We start from the raw sequence: 16498 nt of genomic DNA on the forward strand, positions 1-16498 counted from the left end.
AAAGCGGTTCACCGTTCGACTTGCATGTGTTAAGCACGCCGCCAGCGTTCGTCCTGAGCCAGGATCAAACTCTCCATTGATGATTATCACCAGCCGACCGGAATAAGGTCGGCATGAGGTGTCAGAAGAGTCACCTGGCAAGTAGACCGACAACCCGACGGGGGTCGGGAAGCGTCTACCAACCATGTGTTCAATGACGCTCGGACCATCGCTCACGAGGAGCGCAGGACCGAGGTCGCATGGCATCGAAATTAATCGGCACACTGTTGAGTTCTCAAGAAACAGACGCCCGAACCACTCGTCCCGGAACTTCCGTTCCGATCGGCTGCGACCCGGCGTTGTCAGGTCTTGCTGTTCTTCTTTTGTTCTTTCTTGCCTTGCTTCGCTTTAGATCTTAGCAGATCCGCTGCGCTTTCGCAATTTCTTGCGATTTTCGCTTCCGGCTGGTTTCTTTCGCCTTCCGCATTTCCGATCTTAGCAGATCGTTTCTGCGTCTTGCGCTTCCACCTGGCCTTCGGTCCGCTTCGGAACTCGCGTTCCGCTGCGGTGCTCCAGAACTGTATCGGTACTTGTTTCCCGCTCCAAATCGGCCGTTCACCGATCGATCGGAGAAGAAATATCCGCACACCGACACCAAGAGACCACGACACGGCCGGCGCCATGAAGCCCGATAAAAGGCTGAAGGCGACGACTGGACGTTCGAATGGGCTCCTGCTGAAGATCACCCCGGGTGATCGCCCGCTCGCGCGGCGCGTCCCGAAGGGGCAACGTCGTGAAAACTTAGTCGTTGTCCGGGCCGGTGTCAAGCTCCCTGATCCCGGGCCGATGAAGTGTCGATCCAGGAGCTGCCGGTTGCTTCGTCAGTCCTCGTAGTGCGGCGGCCGGTCCGCCATCAGCTCCATCAGCCGGGCGGTGTCGCCGGCTCCGGAGGTCGAGGACGGGTCTCGGTCGCCGAGGTCGTCCATGGTCTGCTCGGGCAGCACTTCCCCGAACAGCTCGTCCCAGTCCACGACGCGCTCGTCGGCGTCCCAGCCCGAGTTCTCACTCATGCCGTCCAGTGTAGAGCAGAGCCGCTGTCTGGGGCGGCTACCCGAACACTTGACAGTCTCAGCAACCACCTGTCAGTCTCGGCTTACAGGTGATAGCGAACGAGGAGGACGCCCTGAACACCGAGGAACTGCTCGCGAAGCTGGGCGCCGTGGGCCACGCCCAGCGGCTGCGCATCGTCGCTGAGCTGTACCGCTCGGCTCAGGAAGGGGAGCGCCTGCACGTCAGCGAGCTCGCTCGCCGGCTGGGGCTGTCCCGGGCGCTGCTCTACATGCATCTGGAACGGCTCGAGACGGCCGGCATGGTGGCCGGCCAGCTCGAGCTCTCCGACGACGGCAAGGCCATGAAGTACTTCGAGCTCCAGCCGTTCACGCTGACGCTCGACGCGGAGACGATCGCCGAGACGGTGGCCCGGGACGCGGAACCCGCGCCGGACGCGAACACGAAGGGTGGAAAGGGATGAACACGGGAGTCGTGCTCGCCAGTGGCGGCGGCGGTTCGAACGGCGGAATCATCGCGGTGGTGATCATCGCGATCATCTTCACGGCGATCGCGGTGAGCATCGTGTCGTTCTTCCAGTTGCAGAAGCACCGTGCGGACGCCGTGGCGTTCGCCGCCTACCGCAAGCTCGCGGAAGAAGCTGTGGAGAAGCAGGGCCAGTTGCTCACCGAGCTGCAGGGCCTGGACCTGAAGGTCGGCGAGATCGAGCGGATGCTCAGGAGCGTCGAATGAACACCGAAGACATGGCTTCTCTGTACGGCACTCCTATATGGACGCGCCTACGGATGTACCGCAATCCGATCCGCATGTTGTTCTCAGCGGGAGTCTGGGCGTCGGCCTGGTACCTGCTCAGCTCGATGATCCTCTGCATCGTCCTGTTCTCCGTCGTCACCAGCATCACCATCACGTCCGCGGCACTGGTGATCATCTGGGCCGGCCTGCCGCTGCTGATCGGCAGCGCGTACTTCATCCGGGGGTGTGTGGTGATGGAGCGCGGCCGGGCCCGCGCCGTGATCCCCGAAGGACTGCCCGCGATGACTCCGGTGGCGTCCGCGGAGGGCTTCTTCCCGACGCTGAAGGCGGTGTGGAAGGACCGGATCACGCAGCGGGGTCTGGCGCACTTCACGCTGCTGGCCATCCCGTTGCTCGTCCTGGACGCGGTCGTCTGGACGATCTGGGTGGCCTTCCTGGGGGCCATCAGCGTCCCGATCTGGTACCGCTACATCCCCCAGACCTTCGACGGTCAGCAGATGCACGGGCTGGCCTTCGGCTACTTCCCGCACGGCCCGCACCACAAAGGGGCGATCGGCTACTTCGTCGACAGTGACCTGTCCGCGGCTGTTGCAGCAGTCATCGGCCTCGTCCTTCTGCTCGCCTGGAACTACGTCCTGGTAGCCACCGCTCGGGTGCACGCGAGCACCGTGCGAAGCGTGGTCGCCGGACGCGACCCGATGGCCGCGGCGCGCCGGGTGCTGGACAACCCGGGACCTCTGAGCTCGCCGACCACTATCTGAGCGACACGCTATAAGCGGCGCCATCCAGTAGTCAGCCACACATCACCGTTATAGAGAACCGCCCGCAAGACAAAGCGGGCCGGGCAGACGTTGCAGCGTCCACCCGGCCAGGCAAGACCCGCGCCACCAAGTCACGTCAGCTCTCACACATCGATGGCTCACCCATGGAGGGGATCTCTCATGTCCACGCTAACAGCACGCCCGCCTGTGGTGGAACGGGTGGCGGGCTGGAGTGCCCGCCACCGCAAGACGACGGTCTTCGGCTGGTTGATCCTGATCATCGCCGCGGTGGTGATCGGCGGAATGGCCTCCGGCGCTAAGAAGACCGCCTACGACCCCGGTGAGGCGGGACGCGCAGAGCGTGCCCTCGACGTCTCCGGGATCTCCCAGGAGTCGGAGAGCGTTCTCGTGCAGAGCCGGTCCGGGGCGTCCTTCGCCTCGGACGCGGACTTCCGCAGCGGAATCGCGGACGTCGCCGCCGCACTCCGCGGGATTCCGGGCTCCGCAGCCGATGTCCGTTCCCCTCTGGACAGCGCCGCGGAGACCAAGGCTCTGGTCTCCAAGGACGGACGCTCCGCGATGGTGACGTTCGTAATCGCCGGCAAGAAGGACGACGCCGACACCACGGTCGCCAAGCCGCTGGCGACGGTCGCACAGGTCCAGGCCGCGCACCCCGGGCTCCGGGTCGAGGAGGCCGGCGCGGCATCGGTCGACAAGACGGTCAACGACATCGTCGCCACCGGCTTCCAGCGCGCGGAGTTCAGCTCGGTGCCGGTCACCCTGATCCTGCTGCTGATCGTGTTCGGCGCGCTGGTCGCCGCCTCGATCCCGCTGCTGCTGGCGCTGACGGCGGTGGCCGCGGCGATCAGCCTGATGGCCGTCCCGGGCCGCTGGCTGCCGATCGGGGACAGCACCTCCTCGGTGGTGCTGCTGATCGGCATGGCGGTCGGCGTCGACTACTCCCTGTTCTACATCCGCCGCGAACGCGAGGAACGCGCCCTGGGCCGGTCGCCGCGCGAGGCGCTGCGGATCGCGGCCCGCACCTCGGGCCGGTCCATCGTGGTCTCCGGTCTGACCGTGATGGCCTGCCTCGGCGGCCTGTTCTTCACCCGGATGGACGCCTTCTCCGGCTGGTCGGTCGGCACCATCCTGGTGGTCGGCATGGCGATGCTGGGCTCGGTCACCGTGGTCCCGGCGATGCTGTCCTGGCTCGGCGACAAGATCGACAAGGGTCGGGTCCCGATCCTTGGCAAGCGCCGGACCGTGGCCCGCGAGTCGCGGTTCTGGAACTTCCTGGTGCGGCACGTCGTGAAGCGCCCGCTGCTGTGGGGCGTCCCCGCGCTCCTGGCCCTGCTCGCGCTGGCGGTGCCCGGCGCCGGGCTGAAGGCCAAGGACGCGGGAGCCGTCGACATCACCCACGGCAAGCCGATCAGCCAGACGCTGGAGCGCATGCAGACCGCGTTCCCCGGCGGCCCGGCTCCGGCGATCCTCGTGGTGCACGGCGACCCGCAGGTGCTGAAGGGCTCTGAGTTCACCGGCGCGGTCGCCGCCATGGAGCGCATGCTCCCGAACGGTGCGCAGGTGTCCACGCAGACCAGCGTTGACGGCCACTACCAGGCGCTCTCCATCCCGCTCGCGGGCGACGGAGCGGACAGCGCCTCGACGGCGGCGTTGAAGCACCTGCGCTCCGATGTGCTGCCGGCCACCCTCGGCCACGTCTCCGGCATCGACTACAACGTCGGCGGCCAGTCGGCGAGCCAGACCGACTTCGGCGACCAGCTGCACAGCACGACCCCGCTCGTCATCGGCTTCGTGGTGCTGCTCGCCTTCGTACTGATGGTCGCGGCCTTCCGCTCGCTGGCGATCCCGTTGACCGCGATCACGGTGAACCTGCTGTCGGTCGGCGCGTCCTACGGCGTGGTGAAGTGGATCTTCCAGGACGGGCACCTGGAGAAGCAGCTCGGCTTCCAGTCCTACGGCGCCGTGATCTCCTGGCTCCCGCTCTTCATGTTCGTGATCCTGTTCGGGCTCTCGATGGACTACCACGAGTTCGTCCTCAGCCGGATCCGCGAACTGCGGATGCGCGGCGTGCCGACCAAGCAGGCCGTGGTCAAGGGCGTCAGCTCGTCCTCGGGCGTGGTGAGCAGTGCGGCGATGATCATGGTCGCGGTGTTCTCACTGTTCGCCTTCATGCCGTTCGCGCCGATGAAGATGGTCGGCATCGGCATGAGCGTCGCGGTCGCGATCGACGCCACCCTGGTGCGTGGGCTGCTGGTCCCGGCGGTCATGAGTCTGCTCGGCGAGCGGAACTGGAAGCTGCCGCGCGGGCTGCAGTGGATCCCGGGCCTGGCTCTGGAGAAGTCGGAGGCACCGGCGCCGGCCCGGACGTATGGCCGGCACGAAGTGCCGATCGGTTAGGACTCCACGGCGCGAACGCTCTAGAGACAACGCTATAGAGAACACGCCACAGAGAGACCGCGGCGCCGGAACCCACGGGGGGCTCCGGCGCCGCTGCTCATTTGTGCGGTCGCTCCGTGACCCGCTCAGGCCGCGAGCCGCAGGGCGACCTCGTCGAGCCGCTCGGGGTCGAGGATCACCTGGATCGACGCCACCTTGCCGTCGACCACGGTGAAGGACATGAGCGAGATCGGCTTGCCGTCCTTGACGACGAACGCGCCCGGCGTGCCGTTGATGAGCACCCGCTGGACGTACGGCGCCATGGTCCGCGCCAGCTGCGCCTGCGAGGCGACGGTGTGCGCCCCGGACAGCGTGACGGACTGGCCGGCCCGCAGCACGCCGCCGTCGGCACGGAGCACGACATCGGGATGCAGGACGGCCACGAGCGCCTCGAAGTCGCCGTTCCGCGCGGCAGCGAAGAACGCGTCGACGGCCGTGCGCTGTACGGCCAGATCCGGGTCGGGGACCGGCGCCCGGCCCTCGACGCGCCGGCGGGCGCGGCTGGCGAGTTGGCGGACCGCCGCGGGCGTCTTCTCCAGATCCTCTGCGATGTCCTCGAACGGCACCGCGAACATGTCATGCAGCACGAACGCAAAGCGCTCAGCAGGCGCGAGAGTGTCCAGCACGATCATCATCGCCAGCCCGACCGAGTCCGCGGTCAGGGCGACGGTCTCGGGATTGCTGTCGTCCTCCGCACAGACCACGGGGTCGGGGATATGGAGTTCTAGAGAATCCTCTGCGCGCTGCTGCCGCGAGCGGAGCATGTTCAGGCAGACCCGCCCCACGATCGTGGTCAGCCACGCCTGGAAGTTGCGCACCACGTCGGTGTCGGCGCCACTGGCCCGCAACCAGGCTTCCTGAAGAGCGTCATCGGACTCGCTGAGGGAACCCAGCATCCGGTAGGCCACGGCCCGCAACCTGGGCCGGTTCTCCTGGAACCGCTCGGCGAGAAGATCCTCGTCGACCATCTGTCACACACCCCTCGTCCGTCACATTGTCTATACGGCGGAGGCTCTCGGGCCAACCGGATTAGAGGCGGGGATTACGCCGCGCTGACGGCGTCGTTGGCAAGATGGGTCCTGCACTTTGAAGGGAGTCACCTTGTCCGCCGCCCGGGTCCGCGTCCTCATGCCGCGGCTACTGCGCAATCCCGCGCTTTGGTACGTGGTGTCGCTGACGGTCGCCGCCGTGGTCGAGGACAGGATCTCGACCGACCAGCTGCGGCGGCTGATGGACTGGTGCTCGACGAACCTGGCGAACATCCGGCCCGCCGGGCATCCGGTGGAGGCGTTCGTGGCGTCCGCCTTCATACCGCAGGAGTCGGCGGGGGTGTGGCCGTTCTTCGCGCTGTCGCTGTTCAGCGTGGTCGCCGCGTTGGGCGCGCGGAGGACCGTCTTCCTGCTGGCCGGCGTGCACATAGGCGTGAGCATGGCGACCGAGGGTCTGGTGTGGCTGCGGATCCATCAGGGGACGCTTCCCGGGTCCGAGGCTCACATGTGGGACACCGGTCCGTCGTATCTGGTGGTCACCGCTCTGACAGTCGCCATCACCACGGCCCGGCCGCTGTGGCTGCGGGTGGTGTGGGCCGTCTGCCTGGCCGGGGCGACGCCGAGCCTGCTGCAGGGCATCGACCACGCTGACTACACCGCCATTGGGCACGTGCTGTCGTTCTCTATAGGGGTCGTCGCAGTGCTGCGTATGCGCCGTGCACACGACGCTGTAGACCTTGAGGTGGTACCGGAGCCGGTCACCGTGCCAGCCACTCCCCAATAGGGCTTACGTACACACCCTCCTATGGGAGGGGGTGGAATAGACCTTCGGTGGTTACCGGCAGGGGGGTGCAGCGGCGACTCTGAATATATGACCACGATGGTTCTGTCCGCCCCGGAATGCCACAACCAAAGCGGCACCATTGATGTCGCCGAACTCTACGCCCGACACCGGCTGCCGCTGACCCGGCTGGCGGTGCTCCTGCTCGGCGACACGGCGAGCGCCGAAGACGCCGTGCAAGAGGTGTTCGTCAAGCTCTGGTCCCGCCCCGACCTGCTCAAGAGCGTCGCGGCGCCGTCCTCGTATCTTCGTACCGCCGTGGTGAACCGCGCGCGGTCGGTCCAGCGCCGGCGCAAGCTCGAACGCGAATACGCCGTGCTGGACACCGTCGACGTGGAACCCGCCGAGATCACGGCGCTGGTGCCGCTGGAGCACCGTGAGGTGATGGAGGCCGTCAAGGCGCTCCCCACGCGTCAGCGGGAGGTACTGGTGCTCCGCTACTGGGGCGACCTCTCGGAGACGGAGATCGCGCGCACGCTGGGTGTCACCCGCGGAACGGTGAAGTCCACCGCGAGCCGCGGGATGCGCGCGGTCACGGCACGGCTAAGGGCCGGCAACGCATAGCGTCACCGGCCCTGTCACTCGCTCTATAGCGTTCGTACGCAGAGAGATTGCTACACGGAGATTGCTTCACTCATAGAGAGCGGCCGGTCGCAGAGCTCTGGAAGCGGCCGACCGCTCGTCCCGACCCATCAGGCGTTGGCGGACTCGCCCTCGGGAGCCTCGCTGCGAGCCTTGGCCAGGTGCGCCGAGGGGACGACGAGCACCGGGCGCTGCGCGTGCCGCAGGACCTTCGTGGACACGCTGCCGACCAGCAGCGAGTGCAGACCGGTCAGGCCGCGGGAGCCGGTCACGATCAGGTCGGCGTCGAGCTCGTCGGCCACGCGCTCGATGGTCTGCCACACCGACTGCGCGCCCTCGGACTCCCAGCGGGCGGTGGCCTTCAGGCCGGCCTCGGCGGCGAGCTTGGCGCCGCCCTCGGCGACCTGCTCGGCGCTCTGCTCCACGACCTTCTCGTCATCCTCAGTGGCGACCGCCCCGACGAAGGCCTCGGCGACGCCCAGCTGGGCCATCAGCGGCTCCCAGACGGTCACCACGACGGCCTCGCGGCCGGGGAACGTCCGGGCCGTGTACTCCAGGGCGGTCTTGGCGTCGGCGGAGCCGTCGTACGCGATGAGAAGGGTGCCGGCCATGGTGGTTCTCCTTCGGTGAGACCTCGTCGTCGTGTTTCACGTTCATAACACTGACTCGCTTTAGATCATTCCACCGCACGGCCCCGGAACGGCGGAGCCGGGGGTCCCGAGTGACCCATCTCCCACGCGGTGACGGAACGCATCCTCCTCGCTACTCAACCCGTTGATACCGATGGGATCGCCGGATCCCTTCGATACGGGAGGACAGGATGAGGATTCGCTATAGAGGAACCGCCACTGTGGCCCTGGCCGCGCTCACAGCCACGGTCGCCACAGGCGTCGCCTTCGCACCGTCCGCCACGGCGGACGCCAGGAGCACACACGCCACGACCGGCCGAGTCTGCATGTTCGACGCACCCAAAGGTGCACTGTCCCTCGGGCACGTCGGCTGGGCCTTCCGCTGGTCCGACGGCAGCGACACCTGGGACTACGGCGCCACTCTGGCGAACAGCAACTGGGAGAAGCACGGGACGGAGCAGCAGATGCTCCACGACTTCGCGACGGCGAACGACTCCGGCGGTTACCAGAGCTACCGCTGCAAGGACACGGCCACGGACGACCAGAGCATCGCGGAGTCGACGGTCACGGCCGGCTTCGCGCGGTCCTACAACCTGATCAACGACAACTGCCTGACGCGTTCGATCGAGATCTTCAAGGCGTACGACGGCTCTGGAGGGCTCAACAGCCTGCCCGATGGGAAGTTCGTCTTCCCCAACGCCTACTTCAATTACGACCTGTCCGGCTGGGATGCGTCGAAATCGCTATAGCGTTCCCCGCCCCCGGGCTCCTATGTCCCGGGGGCTCCGCATAGCCGCCGCATACGCCGCTGCGTGCTCAGTCCGCCTTGAACCCGTGCACGGTGGTGCCGTAGCCGGCGAAGACGTAGGTGTCGTTCGCGACGATCTGCCAGCTGGTGTTCGATCCGGCAGCTGCCGGATCGTGGAACTGCCAGAGGGTCTTGCCTGTCTTGGCGTCCAGTGCGACCAAGGTGCCGTTCACACGGTCGGCGGCGTAGAGAACTCCCCCGCCGAGCGCCAGCTGGCATTCCAAGCTCGGATCCAGATAGGACTTCGGCCACGTGGATCGCCATAGAGGTCCTCCGTCGGAGGCCCTATAGGCGGCGATCACACTGTTGCCCAACGTAACGCTCGATGCCGCGAAGACGGTGTTGTCGTCCGCGATGACCGCGTGGAACGAGCCGCCGTCGCTCTCGGTGACGCCCACCGGCCACAGGGCACGGCCGTTCGCGTCGAAGGCGTAGAGGCGGTTGGTGGCCCAGTAGATGGACGTGCCATGGCTGGTGATGTCGGTGGCGAACGCGGGATCGGTCGCCGGGGAGGTGTCCTGGGCGGTCCACGCTTGGGCGCCGGTCTTGGCGTCGTAGGCCGTCAGCTTGCTGTCGTGCGGCTGCGACAACAGGACGAGGCCGGTTCCGGCGCTGTAGTAGGGCACGCGGTCCACGGCGCCGATCTGCGTCTGCCACCGCAGCTGGTGCGTCCGCGGGTCGACTCCCCACAGGCCGTCGTTGGCGGGCTGGTTGGCGTCGATGTAGGACCAGCCCACGACCATGTCCGATGAGGCCCCGATGAGGCCGCGCGTCAACCAGTTGGCCGGTCCGGGCACGCTCCAGGCCGGGCGGCCGTCCGCGACGGTGACCGCGACCAGGTCGCTGCCGGCGGCCGCGGTCTCGTACGCGGTGTCCGCGGTGGCGGGGAAGACGCCGTCGTTGAGCTGCGCGTAGGTCCCGGTGGGGACGGTCCAGCGCTGGGTGCCGGCGGCGGTGTCGAAGGCGGTGAGGGTCGTGCCCTGGACCAGAAGGGTGTTTCCGGACAGGGCGAGGAAGTCGGCGTAGACGCCGGTGTGGGACCACAGGGGGTTCTTCAGGGGGCCGCCGAGGCTGCCGTTGCTGACGGTGGTGGGCAGGCCGGACGGGGGGTTCGAGCCGGGGTCGCTGGTCTCGGCGCCGGTCGTCTTGGCGTCGCCGTGGGGCATTTTGGCGACACCGGCGCTGAACGCGGCTACCGCTGCGCCCGCCAGGCCGAAGTAGAGAAACTTTCGGCGGGTCGGGGTGTTCTTGGCAGCGTCGCGGTCCTTGCGGTCCTTAGCGTTCTTCGCACCTTTGCCCGGCTGGGCGCGCATGAGGGTCGTCGGCGTGGTCGCGATCTCAGCGTTCTGGGTGCCCGACGACGCGGCCAGGAGGAGGTCGTCCAGCTCCCGGGTATTGGTCTTCGTCTTTGTCTTTGTCTTGCTCTCTGTCTTCGCGGGGCGCTTGGTCTGCGCCGTGCGCTTCTCGTCCTTCCCGTTCCCGTTCCCGCCCAGGAGCTCTAGGAGAGAGTCCGTAGTAGGGCGGGCCGTAGGGAGCGTGTCCAGACAACGGGACACGACGTCGCGCAGCCCTTCGGGAACCCCTGAGATGTCGCGCTCCCCGGACGCCTGGCGGAGCAGCACTCCCGGCGTCGGGCCGTCGCCGAACGGTCCGTGCCCGGTCGCCGCGTAGGTCAGGACGGCGCCGAGCGCGTAGATGTCGGCCGCCGCGTCCGCGGCACCGCCGGCCGCCTGCTCGGGCGCCATGAAGCCGGCGCTGCCGAGCACGTAGCCGGTCTCGGTGAGGCCCTCGCCGTCCTCCGCGCGGATGATGCCGAAGTCGATCAGGCGCGGCCCGTCCGCCGCCAACAGGACGTTGCCGGGCTTCAGGTCGCGGTGCACCAGCCCGACGCGGTGGATGTCGCGCAGCGCCTCCGCCAGCCCCGCACCCAGAGCCCGCGTCTCCTGCGCACCCAACGGCCCGCCATCGGCGACCCGGGAGAGCAACGACGGCCCGTCGATGTACGCGGTCGCCAGCCAGGGACGCTCGGCATCGGGATCGGCATCCAGTACGGCCGCCGTATAGGCACCGCTCACCGACCGCGCGGCAGCCACCTCCCGCCGGAACCGCTCCCGGAACCGCGGATCATCGGCCAGCAGATCCCGCACCACCTTCACGGCCGCCAACCGCCCGCCCGGCGACCGTCCGAGGAACACGTCGCCCATGCCCCCGCCCCCGATCCGTCCGGTCAGCTCATAGGGGCCAATACGCGCGGGATCGGTGGAACGCAAAGGACGCGTCATGAGATGAGCATACTTACTCACCCACCGGACAACGCCAGGAGCCGCTCACCCGCCGAAGCCACCGCCTCGACCGCAGCCATCAAGCAACGTTCAGGAACCAGTGTTCAGGACCATCGCCTGACACCACCGCGAGTGCCCCCGGTTGGATTCGAACCAACGGCCCCCCGCTTAGGAGGCGGGTGCTCTATCCCCTGAGCTACGAGGGCGGGACGGGCATGGCCACGGGTTCAGGAGATCGGTGCGGCTCCCGGGCCCGAGGACAGGCTGTGGGTAGCTTACAGGCTGGCGTTTGCGCCGCGAACCGTATTGCGGGGTGGACGGCATGCCCGCCGGGACGGCCGGCTCGACCGGGCCGTCAGCTGGTTCCGTGCCCTCCCATCACGTCGGACGTCGCACCATCCGGGGCGCGTGTTATCCGTGTGGTGCGGGGCGCGGTGGTCGTGGGAGGCTGGCTGGGACAGCTCTTCCGTCACATCGCACAGCATCAGGAGGCCGGTATGGACGCCACCGCGGCAGGATCGCAGTCGGAGCCCGGCGAGCCGGGGGGCGGGCCGGAGGTCGCTCCGGACGCCGACGAGCAGAAGCGGCGTTTTCTGGAGGCGTTGGAGGCCAAGCGGGGCAATGGGGCCCGCGGGGCCGGGAGTGGGCCGGGGGACTCGAAGATCCACTCCGCGCATGGGCGGGCCGGGGCCAAGCGGCAGTTCCGTCGCAAGAGCGGCGGGTGACCGGTCGGCGCTATATACGGCGGTGCCTATGTGACTCTCATGGAGAGGTGCGCATAGGGGTGCCGCGCAGAGCCGCTGAGGGACGTGACTGTGGGACTGCGGTCACGTCCTTCAGCCTTGCTGGGGCGGCAGTCCCGGTTCCTGCTGCCCCGCCGCGTCGCGGCGGAAGCGCCAGACCAGCTCCTTGGTGCCCCTCATCCGAGTGAAGATGCGCGCCAGCTCGCCGCCGAGGCTCACGCCGGCGCCGATGGCCAGGCCCAGGGAGATGGCGTCCTCCAGGGAGTTGATGCCGCGGTGGCTGTCGCCGCTGGTGATCTCCAGCATGGCGAAGTACACCGCGGAGCCGGGAAGCAGGGGCCCTACGGCGGGAATCACATAGGGCAGCGCCGAAGTGCGGAAGCGGAGCGCGACGAGGTAGCCGATCAGGCCGACGATCATCGCGGCCAGTCCGGTCGCGATCACCGGGGACAGGCCCCACTGGACCGGATACGTGGCGGCGGCCCAGCTGAACGCCGCGCCGACGGCGGCGAACGGCAGTATGCGCCGCGGAGTGTGCACCGCTACCGCGAACGACACTCCCAGGGCCGCCGCGACGAGGGCGATCAGGGGCTCGGCGCGGACCGGCGCCAGGTGCTCGTCCACGATGAAGCTCGCGCCGACCTGGCGGCCCACCTTGAGCACCAGCGTGATGCCGGTGACCAGGGCACCGACCAGGAACACCACCTCCAGCAGCCGTGCGGAGGCGGTGATGTAGAAGCCTGTCAGCCCGTCCTGGATCGCCGCGACCAGCGCCCGCCCCGGCAACACCGTGAACACCCCGCCGACCACCACCGCGGAGCTGTTGATGCGGACCCCGAGCCGGTCCAGGATGATCGCCGCGATCGCCCCCGGGACCGCCGCCACCGCCAACAGGTAGAAGGACGGCAGGCCGGTCTTCGCCAGCTGTCTGTAGAGCCAGTCCCCGAGGATGGCGCAGCCGAAGGCCACCAGGCTGGCCAGGTACCCGCCGCCGACCAGCAGGGCCGCGGTCGCAGCGATCGCCCCGAGGCTGCCGACGATCACCCACGGCGGATACGGGTACTTGTTCCGGCGGATCGCCGCCAGCCGCCGGTACGCCTCCTCCAGCGTCATCCCGTCCGTGCTGATGTCCACGGCGAGCCGGTGCAGCTCGGCCAGGCTCGTGTAGTCCACGGTCCGCCGCCGCACCACCCGCTCCAGCGAGAGCGGCGTGTCGGTGAGGCTCAGCTGGTAGGACAGCGTGACGACGGTGAAGGTGACGTTGGTCTCGCACCCCGAGAGCCCGTACGCCTCGGTGATGCCGACCATCGCGACCTCGACGTCCTCGCTGCCCTCCCCGCTGGCCAGCAGCAGCTCGCCGATCCGCAGGCCCAGGTCGATGACGCGCGCCGCCGAGGACGGCTCGACGGCGCGTTCCTCCAGGCCGGGGGCGCCGGGCGCGCCGGCGCGGATCCGGGTGCGGTGCTCGTGGGATTGCACGCACGAAAGATATCGAATCGATGCGTATCCACTCGATCACGCGTGGTGATGCCCTGATTCACCCGGCTGCCCTGACCAGTGCGGTTATGGAACATCCGGACCAACAGTGAATGATTGTCCGATGATTCGCCCGCTCTTGTCCCGCTTCCCCGCCCGCAAGCAGGCCCTCGCCGCCCTCGCCGTCATCGGCGCGGTCGGCATCGCCGCGACGGCGTGTGCGAGTAGCGGCTCCGGCGGACGGAGCACGACGGCATCCGGCGCGAGACCCGCGCCGACGCGGACCAGTCCGGACCCCGGTCCCGACGGCCAGAACGGGTCACCGGGCCCGTCCGGATCGCCCGGATCCTCGGGAACCGCGAGCACCGCCACGACCGGACCGGGCTCGGACGGCGGCTCGACGTCCCCGTCGCAGCAGCAGTCGCAGTCTCAGTCGCACAACGGCGGGTCCAGCCCCGGCGGCTCCAGCAACCCGAACACCCCGAACACCTCTGGCACGACGCCGATCCCCCCGAACACCACCCCCGGCTACCGCCCGCCGACCACGCCGCGCACCAACGCGAACGTCGACTGCGCGGTCGCCAAGTGCATCGCCCTCACCTTCGACGACGGCCCCGGCCCGGACACCGGCCGACTGCTGGACCTGCTGAAGGCGCAGAACGTCCCGGCCACCTTCTTCGTCCTCGGCAACCAGGCCGTCAAGTACCCGGCCGTGGTCAACCGCGAGTACGCGGAGGGCAACGAGGTCGGCAACCACACCTGGGACCACAAGGACCTCTCGACCCTGTCCGCCGCCGCGGTCCAGAACGAGATCAACCGCGCCGCCGACGCGATAGCCGCGACCGGCATACCACGCCCGACCCTGGTCCGGCCGCCCTACGGCGCCGTCAACGACACGGTACGCACGGTCGCCGGCTTCCCGTTCATCATGTGGCGCGTCGACCCGGAGGACTGGAAGTACCCGGACCCGACCCGCGTCGCGGACCAGATCGTCGGCCACGCCAAGCCGGGCCGCATCGTGCTGTCCCACGACACCCACAAGACCACGGTCGATGCGATGCCCGCGGTGATCCAGCGGCTCAAGCAGCAGGGGTACACGTTCGTGACGGTCAGCACCCTGATGAAGGGCACGGCGTTGCAGAACGGGACGTCGTACTTCAACCGGCCGGCAGCGACCACCGCGCAGCACTGAGCGGTCCCTCAGATCAAAAACCGCTGGCCCGCCGGAAGATTCCGGCGGGCCAGCTGAGCTCTAGCTGTTCAGTTGTCGGACGCTCGCGAAAGCGCCCGGTACCACGAGCAGGTTCTTAGAACTTGCCGATGGTGGTGACCTTCAGCAGGCCGGCGATCTCCTTGGCCACGGCCGGCGAGATCGCCACGTTGCCGCCGAAGATGTTGATCTCCTGGGTGGAGAACCCGGCCACGGCGGCCGCGGAGGAAGCCGGCAGCACCTTCGGGTCGGTCAGCAGCAGCGGGCCGCCGACGGTGGCCTGGTACGCGCCACCGGTCAGGGCGTCCGCGAAGACCGTGCCGGTCGCGAAACCGACCTCGGCGTTCTTGCCGTTCGGCAGGAAGTGCGATGCCACCGCAGCGGCGGTCTCGTAGCGGGTCGCGCCGAACGCCGCGGAGTAGGTGCCGGCCGAGCCCTTGATGGTCGTCATCGCCGTGGCGGCCTGGCCGCCGATGGCCGCCACGTTCACCTGGCCGGCGTGCAGCTTGCTCTGCACGTAGGCCTCGGTCGCCGGGTCGAAGGTCTTGAAGTTGCTCAGGACCACGGCCGAGTTGCCGCCACCGAACACGTTGGCCGCGTAAGAGCCAGCCGCCAGGGCGTCGGCGAAACCGTCGCCGTTGGTGCCCTCGTCACCGCGCGCCACGATGACGTGCGACGGGTTGCCCATACCCCGCTGGGCCACGTCCAGCGCGGTGCCGAAGCGGTCCGCGCCGGCCAGACGCTCGGTGGTGTAGCCGAGCTTCTGCAGCTGGGTCTCGATGCCGCCGTTGAGCGCGACGGTGCCGCCCAGCAGGTAGATGGTGGTGCCCTTGGTCGGCAGCACCCGCTGGATCTCGGCCAGCACCTTGTCGTTGGTCGTGGTCGCCATGCCGTCGGTCAGCAGCAGCGGACCCTGGACCTTCTTGGCCAGCGGCACCGCGACCAGCGCGTCGGCGAAGTCCCGGCCGGTGGCCAGCACGACGGCCTTGGCCTGGGTGCGGGAGTCGGTGGTGACGCCGGTGCTCGCCCACTGGTGCTGCGAGATCTGGACGCCGGTGTCGTAGCGGGTGTCGCCGGCGGCCTGCAGGACCTGGGGGCCGGCGGTGTCGCTGACCTTCACGGTGAAGGTCTTGGTCTGCACCGAGGTCTTGGTCTTCAGGCCGTCGTCCAGTGTCACCGTGACGGTGTAGGTGCCGTTGGCGGCGAAGGTGTGCCACAGGTTCGTGTCGGTGGTCTTGATCAGCGCCGGGTCACCGGGGATGGTCGCGACGGGGGTCTTGTCGCCCCAGCTGATCGTGGTCACGGCGGTCTTGGCGACCGACTTGTCGACCGACGAGCCGGTCAGGTCCAGGCTCACGGCCTTGCTCTTGGTGGCCGAGGTCGCCGACAGCGACGCGACGAGCGTCTCGTCGGTCACCGTGACGGTGGTGGTCTTCGTGACCGGCGCGTTGGTGCCGTCGTTCACGGTCACCGTGACGGTGTACGTGCCGGGAGCCGTGTAGGTGTTGGTGAGCACCGTGGACTTGCTCGGCAGACCGGTGGCCGAGTCGAACGTGATCGGCGTGGTCACCGAGCTCTTCGCGCTGTCCCACGAGATGGTGCCCGTGGCAGCGCTGGCGAAGCTCGGGTCCACCGAGGTGCCGGCCAGGCTGGCGGTCGCGGTCAGGCTGCTCGAACCGGTGCCCGCGGTGACCGCGACGGCCGCCAGCGGAGCAGCGGTCTGCGGGTTGCTCTGGCCGTGCGCCTGCGGCGCGGTCGCGGCGTTAGCCGCACCGGTGCCGACGACGCCAACGCCGACGGCGGCCAGCGTGGTGGTGATGGCCAGCGTCGAAAGGCGCTTGCGGGCCACAGAGTGGTTGTTCTGGTTTCCCATTATTGGGGGGACCTCCGGAATGGGCCGGGTGCCTGGGACGGGCTTCT

16 protein-coding genes, 1 tRNA gene and 1 rRNA gene are annotated in these 16498 nt (G+C 68.4%); 9 read left to right on the forward strand and 9 right to left on the reverse strand.

The window, feature by feature from the left end:
• The 3 genes from ABH920_RS00005 to ABH920_RS00015 all read right to left on the reverse strand — a co-directional run.
• Positions 1 to 80 (reverse strand): 16S ribosomal RNA (locus ABH920_RS00005); the annotation flags it as partial.
• Positions 81 to 341: 261 nt separating this feature from the next.
• Positions 342 to 662 carry a hypothetical protein gene (locus tag ABH920_RS00010; protein WP_370345338.1) on the reverse strand — a complete coding sequence of 107 codons (321 nt, stop codon included), beginning with the start codon at positions 660 to 662 and terminating at the stop codon, positions 342 to 344.
• Between the two features lie 198 nt (positions 663 to 860).
• On the reverse strand, positions 861 to 1049 hold the full coding sequence (locus ABH920_RS00015) for a hypothetical protein (protein ID WP_370345340.1): 189 nt from the start codon (positions 1047 to 1049) through the stop codon (positions 861 to 863).
• Between the two features lie 113 nt (positions 1050 to 1162).
• Between ABH920_RS00015 and ABH920_RS00020 the strand changes: the two genes are divergently transcribed.
• The 4 genes from ABH920_RS00020 to ABH920_RS00035 all read left to right on the forward strand — a co-directional run bounded on the left by ABH920_RS00020 (position 1163) and on the right by ABH920_RS00035 (position 4979).
• Positions 1163 to 1510, forward strand: coding sequence for an ArsR/SmtB family transcription factor (locus ABH920_RS00020; RefSeq protein ID WP_370346689.1), 348 nt, complete (start codon positions 1163 to 1165; stop codon positions 1508 to 1510).
• Positions 1507 to 1779 (forward strand): hypothetical protein, encoded by a 273-nt coding sequence (locus ABH920_RS00025; RefSeq protein ID WP_370345342.1) that lies wholly within the window; start codon positions 1507 to 1509, stop codon positions 1777 to 1779. The genes ABH920_RS00020 and ABH920_RS00025 overlap by 4 nt, the downstream gene beginning before the upstream one ends.
• On the forward strand, positions 1776 to 2561 hold the full coding sequence (locus ABH920_RS00030; RefSeq protein ID WP_370345344.1) for a sensor domain-containing protein: 786 nt from the start codon (positions 1776 to 1778) through the stop codon (positions 2559 to 2561). Before ABH920_RS00025 ends, ABH920_RS00030 begins: the two co-directional genes overlap by 4 nt.
• A gap of 180 nt (positions 2562 to 2741) precedes the next feature.
• A complete protein-coding gene (locus ABH920_RS00035; RefSeq protein WP_370345346.1) occupies positions 2742 to 4979 on the forward strand; it encodes an MMPL family transporter in 2238 nt (745 codons plus the stop codon).
• Positions 4980 to 5104: 125 nt separating this feature from the next.
• Here ABH920_RS00035 and ABH920_RS00040 read toward each other — a convergent pair whose 3' ends face one another.
• Entirely contained in the window at positions 5105 to 5986 is an 882-nt protein-coding gene (locus tag ABH920_RS00040) for a sigma-70 family RNA polymerase sigma factor (RefSeq protein WP_370345348.1), read from the reverse strand.
• A 133-nt stretch (positions 5987 to 6119) separates the two neighbouring features.
• Between ABH920_RS00040 and ABH920_RS00045 the strand changes: the two genes are divergently transcribed.
• Both ABH920_RS00045 and ABH920_RS00050 read left to right on the forward strand, forming a co-directional pair.
• Entirely contained in the window at positions 6120 to 6791 is a 672-nt protein-coding gene (locus tag ABH920_RS00045) for a rhomboid-like protein (RefSeq protein ID WP_370345350.1), read from the forward strand.
• 87 nt (positions 6792 to 6878) lie between these two features.
• The gene (locus ABH920_RS00050; RefSeq protein WP_370345352.1) at positions 6879 to 7412 is read left to right on the forward strand and encodes an RNA polymerase sigma factor; all 534 of its coding nucleotides are present in this window, start codon (positions 6879 to 6881) and stop codon (positions 7410 to 7412) included.
• A 128-nt stretch (positions 7413 to 7540) separates the two neighbouring features.
• Here the strand turns inward: ABH920_RS00050 and ABH920_RS00055 are convergent, their stop codons facing one another.
• Entirely contained in the window at positions 7541 to 8041 is a 501-nt protein-coding gene (locus ABH920_RS00055; RefSeq protein WP_370345354.1) for a universal stress protein, read from the reverse strand.
• Between the two features lie 209 nt (positions 8042 to 8250).
• On the opposite strand from ABH920_RS00055, the gene ABH920_RS00060 reads away from it, so the two are divergent.
• Entirely contained in the window at positions 8251 to 8808 is a 558-nt protein-coding gene (locus ABH920_RS00060; protein ID WP_370345356.1) for a hypothetical protein, read from the forward strand.
• A 67-nt stretch (positions 8809 to 8875) separates the two neighbouring features.
• Here the strand turns inward: ABH920_RS00060 and ABH920_RS00065 are convergent, their stop codons facing one another.
• Both ABH920_RS00065 and ABH920_RS00070 read right to left on the reverse strand, forming a co-directional pair.
• Positions 8876 to 11149, reverse strand: a complete 2274-nt coding sequence (locus ABH920_RS00065; protein WP_370345358.1) for a PQQ-binding-like beta-propeller repeat protein — start codon at positions 11147 to 11149, stop codon at positions 8876 to 8878.
• 133 nt (positions 11150 to 11282) lie between these two features.
• A tRNA-Arg gene (locus ABH920_RS00070) sits at positions 11283 to 11355 on the reverse strand.
• Positions 11356 to 11646: 291 nt separating this feature from the next.
• Here ABH920_RS00070 and ABH920_RS00075 point away from each other — a divergent pair.
• Positions 11647 to 11874, forward strand: coding sequence for a DUF5302 domain-containing protein (locus tag ABH920_RS00075; RefSeq protein WP_194907268.1), 228 nt, complete (start codon positions 11647 to 11649; stop codon positions 11872 to 11874).
• A gap of 111 nt (positions 11875 to 11985) precedes the next feature.
• Here ABH920_RS00075 and ABH920_RS00080 read toward each other — a convergent pair whose 3' ends face one another.
• Positions 11986 to 13371: a threonine/serine exporter ThrE family protein gene (locus ABH920_RS00080; protein ID WP_370345360.1), complete on the reverse strand. Its 1386-nt coding sequence runs from the start codon at positions 13369 to 13371 to the stop codon at positions 11986 to 11988.
• Positions 13372 to 13492: 121 nt separating this feature from the next.
• On the opposite strand from ABH920_RS00080, the gene ABH920_RS00085 reads away from it, so the two are divergent.
• Positions 13493 to 14560, forward strand: a complete 1068-nt coding sequence (locus ABH920_RS00085; RefSeq protein WP_370345362.1) for a polysaccharide deacetylase family protein — start codon at positions 13493 to 13495, stop codon at positions 14558 to 14560.
• A gap of 115 nt (positions 14561 to 14675) precedes the next feature.
• Here the strand turns inward: ABH920_RS00085 and ABH920_RS00090 are convergent, their stop codons facing one another.
• Positions 14676 to 16451 (reverse strand): cell wall-binding repeat-containing protein, encoded by a 1776-nt coding sequence (locus ABH920_RS00090; protein WP_370345364.1) that lies wholly within the window; start codon positions 16449 to 16451, stop codon positions 14676 to 14678.
• Positions 16452 to 16498 lie beyond the last annotated feature (47 nt).

It is taken from the genome of Catenulispora sp. EB89 (assembly GCF_041261445.1).
In the GTDB taxonomy this organism is placed as follows: domain Bacteria; phylum Actinomycetota; class Actinomycetes; order Streptomycetales; family Catenulisporaceae; genus Catenulispora.

Excerpts from the sequence above, each read along its gene's own strand:
- ABH920_RS00010 (WP_370345338.1), bottom strand. The coding sequence starts at position 662 with ATGGCGCCGGCCGTGTCGTGGTCTCTTGGTGTCGGTGTGCGGATATTT.
- ABH920_RS00015 (WP_370345340.1), bottom strand. The coding sequence starts at position 1,049 with ATGAGTGAGAACTCGGGCTGGGACGCCGACGAGCGCGTCGTGGACTGG.
- ABH920_RS00025 (WP_370345342.1), top strand. The coding sequence starts at position 1,507 with ATGAACACGGGAGTCGTGCTCGCCAGTGGCGGCGGCGGTTCGAACGGC.
- ABH920_RS00030 (WP_370345344.1), top strand. The coding sequence starts at position 1,776 with ATGAACACCGAAGACATGGCTTCTCTGTACGGCACTCCTATATGGACG.
- ABH920_RS00035 (WP_370345346.1), top strand. The coding sequence starts at position 2,742 with ATGTCCACGCTAACAGCACGCCCGCCTGTGGTGGAACGGGTGGCGGGC.
- ABH920_RS00040 (WP_370345348.1), bottom strand. The coding sequence starts at position 5,986 with ATGGTCGACGAGGATCTTCTCGCCGAGCGGTTCCAGGAGAACCGGCCC.
- ABH920_RS00050 (WP_370345352.1), top strand. The coding sequence starts at position 6,879 with ATGACCACGATGGTTCTGTCCGCCCCGGAATGCCACAACCAAAGCGGC.
- ABH920_RS00055 (WP_370345354.1), bottom strand. The coding sequence starts at position 8,041 with ATGGCCGGCACCCTTCTCATCGCGTACGACGGCTCCGCCGACGCCAAG.
- ABH920_RS00060 (WP_370345356.1), top strand. The coding sequence starts at position 8,251 with ATGAGGATTCGCTATAGAGGAACCGCCACTGTGGCCCTGGCCGCGCTC.
- ABH920_RS00065 (WP_370345358.1), bottom strand. The coding sequence starts at position 11,149 with ATGACGCGTCCTTTGCGTTCCACCGATCCCGCGCGTATTGGCCCCTAT.
- ABH920_RS00075 (WP_194907268.1), top strand. The coding sequence starts at position 11,647 with ATGGACGCCACCGCGGCAGGATCGCAGTCGGAGCCCGGCGAGCCGGGG.
- ABH920_RS00085 (WP_370345362.1), top strand. The coding sequence starts at position 13,493 with ATGATTCGCCCGCTCTTGTCCCGCTTCCCCGCCCGCAAGCAGGCCCTC.
- ABH920_RS00090 (WP_370345364.1), bottom strand. The coding sequence starts at position 16,451 with ATGGGAAACCAGAACAACCACTCTGTGGCCCGCAAGCGCCTTTCGACG.